General features: G+C 70.5%; 7 protein-coding genes. 6 read left to right on the top strand and 1 reads right to left on the bottom strand.

Features of this window, described 5'->3' with window-relative positions; all coding sequences use genetic code 11:
* The first annotated feature begins 200 nt into the window (after positions 1-200).
* Positions 201-2,105 (top strand): signal peptide peptidase SppA, encoded by a 1,905-nt coding sequence (gene sppA / locus ACTJIL_RS12325; protein ID WP_440755793.1) that lies wholly within the window; start codon positions 201-203, stop codon positions 2,103-2,105.
* Between the two features lie 209 nt (positions 2,106-2,314).
* On the opposite strand, the gene ACTJIL_RS12320 is transcribed toward sppA, so the two are convergent.
* Positions 2,315-2,554, bottom strand: coding sequence for a hypothetical protein (locus tag ACTJIL_RS12320; protein WP_440755792.1), 240 nt, complete (start codon positions 2,552-2,554; stop codon positions 2,315-2,317).
* Between the two features lie 60 nt (positions 2,555-2,614).
* On the opposite strand from ACTJIL_RS12320, the gene ACTJIL_RS12315 reads away from it, so the two are divergent.
* From ACTJIL_RS12315 to alkB, 5 genes are all read left to right on the top strand, one after another.
* Entirely contained in the window at positions 2,615-3,391 is a 777-nt protein-coding gene (locus ACTJIL_RS12315) for an SDR family oxidoreductase (protein WP_440755791.1), read from the top strand.
* A gap of 41 nt (positions 3,392-3,432) precedes the next feature.
* Positions 3,433-3,834: a YciI family protein gene (locus ACTJIL_RS12310; protein ID WP_440755790.1), complete on the top strand. Its 402-nt coding sequence runs from the start codon at positions 3,433-3,435 to the stop codon at positions 3,832-3,834.
* A gap of 106 nt (positions 3,835-3,940) precedes the next feature.
* Complete coding sequence (gene ada, locus ACTJIL_RS12305) at positions 3,941-5,023, top strand: bifunctional DNA-binding transcriptional regulator/O6-methylguanine-DNA methyltransferase Ada (RefSeq protein WP_440755789.1); 1,083 nt, start codon at positions 3,941-3,943, stop codon at positions 5,021-5,023.
* A 29-nt stretch (positions 5,024-5,052) separates the two neighbouring features.
* A complete protein-coding gene (locus ACTJIL_RS12300) occupies positions 5,053-5,796 on the top strand; it encodes a 2OG-Fe(II) oxygenase (RefSeq protein ID WP_440755788.1) in 744 nt (247 codons plus the stop codon).
* A gap of 16 nt (positions 5,797-5,812) precedes the next feature.
* A complete protein-coding gene (gene alkB / locus ACTJIL_RS12295; protein WP_440755787.1) occupies positions 5,813-6,475 on the top strand; it encodes a DNA oxidative demethylase AlkB in 663 nt (220 codons plus the stop codon).
* Positions 6,476-6,530: the final 55 nt, after the last annotated feature.

The raw sequence follows: 6,530 nt of genomic DNA, 5'->3' as shown, positions 1-6,530 counted from the left end.
CCCCCCCCCCCCCCCCCCCCCCCCCCCCCCCCCCCCCCCCCCCCCCCCCCCCCCCCCCCCCCCCCCCCCCCCCCTCCTCCCCCCCCCCCCCCCCCCCCCCCCCCCCCCCCCCCCCCCCCCCCCCCCCCCCCCCCCCCCCCCCCGCTCCTGCAGGGGTATCGCAGGGGTATCGGCCTTGCGAATTCTTTTGGAGCTCCGCAATGAACCAGCCCCCCCAGGGCAACCGCTACGGTCCCGTCGCCACCTTCTTCATCTTCGTCTGGGACGCGATGAACTTCGTCCGGCGGCTGACGTTCAACCTGCTGTTCTTCGGCCTGCTGCTGGTCCTGCTGATCGCGATGGCGGCGGCCGGGCGGATCACGCCGCTGCAGGACCAAACCACCCTGGTGATCGCGCCCGAAGGCGCGCTGGTCGAGCAGTACAGCATCGACCCGGGCATGCGCGCGTTCAACGCGATCAGCGGCAATGGCCTGCGCGAGGTGCAGCTGCGCGACCTGCTGCGCGCGATCGACGCGGCGCGCACCGACAAGCACATCGAACGCGTGCTGCTGCGCGTGGACCGCATGGCGTTCTCCGGCTACGCCTCGATCCGCGAGGTCGCCGCGGCGCTGGCGAAGCTGCGCGCCGCCGGCAAGCAGGTGGTCGCGTTCGGCGAGAGCCTCGACCAGATGCAATACCTGCTGGCCGCGCAGGCCGACGAGGTCTACCTCGACCCGATGGGCGGCTTGCTGCTCGAAGGCCTGGGCCGCTACCACCAGTTCTATCGCGAGGGCCTGCAGGACAAGCTCGGCGTCGACGTGCACGTGTTCAAGGTCGGCGAGTACAAGTCCGCGGTCGAGCCCTACATCCTCGATGCCGCGTCGCCCGAAGCCAAGGAAGCCGACCTGTACTGGATGAACGATGTCTGGCAGCGCTACCTCGGCGACATCGCCAAGGCGCGCAAGCTCACGCCCGCGCAGCTGGCCGCCGGCATCGACAACCTGCCGGCCGGGATCGAAGGTGTCGGCGGTGACCTGGCGAAATATGCGCTGCAGCAGAAGCTGGTCGACGGGCTGAAGACGCAGGAAGAAGTGGAAGACCTGCTGGTCGAGCGCGGCGCCGCCGACGCCGATGCCGATGGCGGTTTCCGCCAGGTGTCGCTGGGCGGCTACCTGCAGCACCTGGACCGCACGCTGTCGCCGGTGGACGAACGTCCGCAGGTGGCGGTGGTGGTCGCCGAGGGCGCGATTGCCGGCGGCGAGCAGCCGGCGGGCAGCATCGGCGGTGAATCCACCGCGGCGCTGCTGCGCGACGCGCGCGACGACGACGACATCAAGGCCGTGGTGCTGCGCGTGGATTCGCCTGGCGGCGAGGTCTACGCCTCCGAGCAGATCCGCCGCGAGGTGGTCGCGCTGCAGAAGGCCGGCAAGCCGGTGGTCGTGTCGATGGGCGACCTGGCCGCGTCCGGCGGCTACTGGATCAGCATGAACGCCGACCGGATCTACGCCGACCCGTCGACGATCACCGGCTCGATCGGCATCTTCGGCATGATCCCGACCATCCCGCGCACGCTGGAGAAGATCGGCGTGCATACCGACGGCGTCGGCACCACGAAGTTCGCCGGTGCATTCGACATCACCCGGCCGCTGGACCCGGAAGTCGGGCAGGTGGTGCAGTCGGTGATCGACAAGGGCTACCGCGATTTCACCGGCCGCGTGGCCAAGGCGCGCAAGCGCACGGTGGAACAGGTGGACCAGGTCGCGCGCGGCCGCGTGTGGAGCGGTGCGCAGGCGAAGGAGCGCGGATTGGTCGATGCTTTCGGCGGCCTGCAGGACGCCATCGGTGATGCCGCCACGCGCGCCAAGCTCGGCAAGGAAGGCGAATACCGCGTGCGCTACATCGAGAAGATGGCCACGCCGTTCCAGCGCTTCTTCAGCGGCCTGGCCGGCAGCCGCATCGGCGGCGCATGGCTGCGGCATTCGGAATTCGCGCGCGAGATGGCCAGCGTCGCCGTGCTCGCCAATGCGGTGCCGCAGGCGCGCCGCGACCTGCAGTTCCTCGACGCCGCGATCGCCCGCCCCGGCCAGCCGGTCAAGGCGCTGGCGTACTGCTTCTGCGGGTTCTGACGTTTCGGGATTTGACGATCCGAGTCCGCAGGCAACGGGACCCGGGTCGCTTCCCATGGCCTGCGGACAAAACTGACGCGACGGGTTTCGCGTAGGTCGGGGCTAGCCCCCGACGGTTTTTGTCCGAATGCACCGGCGTGCGACCGACGCCGGCGATTCCGATTCCGCAGCGTCGGAGGCGTAGCTCCGACCTGGTGGCCGGGTTGGCCTCAGCCGCCTGCAGCCGCGTCGATCGCCGCCTTCTGCTTGTCCGCTGCATCCTGCACCGCGCCTTCGACTGCTTTGGCCTGCTCGATCGGCGCCTGGATCGCATCGCGCAGCTGGGTGTGCGCCTGCGGCTCGGGCGGCTGTTGAGGGGGCGGCGGGGGTGGCCGCGTGCAGGCCGCGCACGACAGCGCCAGCAGCAGCGCGCATGCGATCGTCGTGCCTGGTGCGAATGGAATCGACATGGCGGCATCCTCGATGGGCCCGGCGCTATGCTACCCCCACCTCCTACCGGAAAGCCGCACATGGACCCGCACCGCTGGCGACTCGACGGGCAACTGGCGCTGGTCACCGGCGGCAGCGCCGGGATCGGCCGCGCGATCGCGCGCGAGCTGCTGGGTTTCGGCGCCAGCGTGCTGATCACCGCGCGCAACGGCGACCTGCTGGAAGCAGCGCGCGATGAATTGGCCGACGAATTCCCCGACGGCGACGTGCGCGCGCTGATCGCCGACGTCGCCGACGACGAGCAGCGCCGCGAGCTGCTCGACTGGGTCGAGGACCAGGGCGACGGCCTCAACATCCTGGTCAACAACGCCGGCGGCAACCTCAGCAAGGCCGCCGTCGACTACACCGAGGACGAGTGGCGGCAGATCTTCGAGATCAACCTGTTCAGCGCCTTCGAACTGGCGCGCTACGCCTATCCGCTGCTGACGAAACATGCCGTGTCCAGCGTGGTCAACGTCGGCAGCGTGTCCGGCGAGACCCACGTGCGCAGCGGCGCGCCCTACGGCATGACCAAGGCGGCGATGCACCAGATGACCCGCAATCTCGCGGTGGAGTGGGCCGAGGACGGCGTGCGTGTCAACGCGGTGGCGCCGTGGTACATCCGCACCCGCCGCACCTCGGAAAAACTCTCCGATCCCGACTACCTCGACGAAGTGCTGCTGCGCACGCCGATGGGGCGCGTGGGCGAACCGGAGGAAGTCGCCGCCGCGGTGGCCTTCCTGTGCCTGCCCGCGGCGGCCTACATCACCGGCGAATGCATCGCGGTGGACGGCGGCTTCCTGCGCTACGGGTTCTAGGCGCACGGCCGTCGTCAAACAACCACGACCAGGAGCATGCAATGACAGGCCATCCCGCCTCTTCGGAATACCTCGTCCTCTCCCGCGGACAGTGGGACGAACACCTGTCGCCGGAGGAGATCCAGTCGGCGATCGACGACTTCTACGCCTGGCACGGGAAGCTCGTGGACGAGGGGAAGATGCGGTCCGGTTCGCGGCTGACGCGGGAGGGCAAGCGGGTATCGCGCGATGCGGTGATCGACGGGCCGTTCAGCGAGAGCAAGGAGGTCATCGGCGGTTACTGGCACGTGCTCGCCGGCAGCCTCGACGAGGCCGCGGCGCTCATGGCGCAGAACCCCACCCTGGCCTGCGGGCTGGAGTTCGAAATCCGGCCGCTCGATACGGAGCGTGCCAGCGCCTTTGTCGCCGGCAATGAGACCCCGGGTGCGCGCCGCGGCCGATGAGCCGCAGCCAAACCGGTGACGCTTCGAATTCGATCGCAAGACTCGGATATCCGCCCGCCGGCCCCATCTCTAACGTGTGCTCCGGACTCAACGCATCGGAACACACATGAACGCCATGATGAACAAGACCGCCGTCGCCGCTGCAGCCACCGAGCGCGATCCGCGCTGGGCGAGGGTCGTCGCCCGCGATCCGCAGGCCGACGGCAGCTTCTGGTACTCGGTGAACACCACCGGCGTGTACTGCCGGCCCTCCTGCGCCGCGCGCCGCGCGCGTCCGGAGAACGTGCGCTTCCACGCCAGCCGCGAGGACGCCGAACGCGCCGGCTTCCGGCCGTGCAAACGCTGCCGCCCGGACCAGCCCGACCTGCAGGCGCAGCATGCGGCGCTGGTCGCCGACGCCTGCCGGCTGATCGAAAGCGCCGAGCAGGCGCCCGACCTGGCCACGCTGGCGGCGAACGCCGGACTGAGCCCGTTCCATTTCCATCGCGTCTTCAAGGCCGGCACCGGACTGACGCCGAAGGCCTACGCCAAGGCGCACCGCGCCCGCCGCGTGCGCAGCGAACTGGCGCGCAGCGAGTCGGTGACCACGGCGGTGTACGACGCCGGCTACAACTCCAGCGGACGTTTCTACGCCGAGGCCGGCGGCGTGCTCGGCATGCGTCCGCGCGATTACCGCGCCGGCGGCACCAATACCGCGATCCGCTTCGCCGTCGGCGAGTGCTCGCTGGGTGCGATCCTGGTCGCGGCCAGCGACCGTGGCATCTGCGCGATCCTGATCGGCGATGATCCCGACGCGCTGGCACGCGAGCTGCAGGACCAGTTCCCGAAGGCCGAACTGATCGGCGGCGATGCCGCGTTCGAGCAGCTGGTCGCAAGGGTGGTCGGTTTCGTCGAGGCGCCGGAGATCGGCCTCGACCTGCCGCTGGACGTGCGCGGCACTGCGTTCCAGCAACGCGTGTGGCAGGCGCTGCGCGCGATCCCGGCCGGCACGACGGTGAGCTACAGCGAGATCGCGCGTGCGATCGGCGCGCCGAAGGCTACCCGCGCGGTGGCCGGCGCCTGCGCGTCGAACTCGATCGCGGTGGCGATTCCCTGCCATCGCGTGGTGCGCAACGACGGCGGCCTGTCGGGCTACCGCTGGGGCGTGGAGCGCAAGCGCGCGCTGCTCGAGCGCGAGGCACGCAAGTGAACGCGCGACTTGCCGGGGAAGTGATCGCAATGAGTGCCGCGGACATCGGCGACCGCATCACCGGGCGCGTCGATTCGGTCGACTGGAATGACGTCGCGGCGCAACTCGATGCGCGCGGCAACGCGCGCTTGCCGGGACTGCTGTCGCGCGGCGACTGCGAAGCGCTGGCGGCGCTGTACGACGACGATGCGCGGCACCGCAGCCGGGTGGTGATGGCGCGGCATGGCTTCGGTCGTGGCGAGTACCGCTACTTCCGCTATCCCTTGCCCGATGCGGTGCAGGCGCTGCGCGAATCGCTGTACCCGCGCCTGGTGCCGGTGGCCAACCGCTGGAACCTCGCGATGAAGGTCGACGTGGCGTATCCCGGCGCGCACGCGGAGTTCGTCGCGCGCTGCCATGCCGCAGGCCAGTCGCGGCCGACGCCGTTGCTGCTCAGGTATGGCGAGGGCGACTACAACTGCCTGCACCAGGACCTGTACGGCGAACACGTGTTTCCGCTGCAGGTTGCGATCCTGCTGTCGCGGCCGGGGCGCGATGTTGGCGATGGTGACTTCGAGGGCGGCGAGTTCGTGCTCACCGAGCAGCGCCCGCGGATGCAGTCGCGGGCGGAGGTGGTGCCGCTGCAGCAGGGCGACGCGGTGGTGTTCGCCGTCCACCGGCGACCGGTGCAGGGCGCGCGTGGCGTCTACCGGGTGAACATGCGCCATGGCGTCAGCCGGCTGCGGCGCGGGCATCGCCACACGCTGGGCGTGATCTTCCACGACGCGGCCTGAGGCCGCCGGCACCGACATGCACGCGCCCATGCAGGACCTGTTCGACGCCACCGGAGCGGACGTGGGCGGCGCGACGCAGTTCGCCGAAGGTGCGTGGCTGCTGCGCGAGTTTGCGCTGGATCGCGCGGCGGCGTTGCTGGCTGCCGTCGACGCGATCACTGCACGGGCGCCGTTCCGCCACATGGAAACGCGGCGCGGGCTGCGCATGTCGGTGGCGATGAGCAACTGCGGCGAACTCGGCTGGATCAGCGACCGCCGCGGCTATCGTTACGCCCCCTGCGATCCGCGCGACGGCCGGCCCTGGCCGGCGATGCCGCCGGTGTTCGCACGGCTGGCGGCGGAGGCGGCACAGGCCGCGGGATTCGACCACTTCGTGCCCGATGCCTGCCTGGTCAACCGCTACGAACCGGGCACGCGCCTGTCGCTGCACCAGGATCGTGACGAGCGCGACTTCGATGCGCCGATCGTGTCGGTGTCGCTGGGGTTGCCGGCGACGTTCCTGTTCGGAGGCGCGGCGCGTGGCGACCGCGTGCAGCGGGTGCCGCTGCGCCACGGCGACGTGGTGGCCTGGGGTGGCGCATCGCGGCTGTTCCACCACGGCGTGCTGCCGCTGGCGGACGGCGACCATCCGCTGCTCGGCGCGCGGCGGATCAACCTGACGTTCCGGCGTGCGGGTTGAGATGCGCTACGTCCCGTCCCCGCAAGAGATGAGCCGTCAGCGATTCCGTCGAACC

It is taken from the genome of Luteimonas sp. 22616 (assembly GCF_052044325.1).
In the GTDB taxonomy this organism is placed as follows: Bacteria; Pseudomonadota; Gammaproteobacteria; order Xanthomonadales; family Xanthomonadaceae; genus Luteimonas.
Note: the sequence above shows the minus strand (reverse complement) of the source record. Positions and strands in the feature narration are given on the sequence as shown.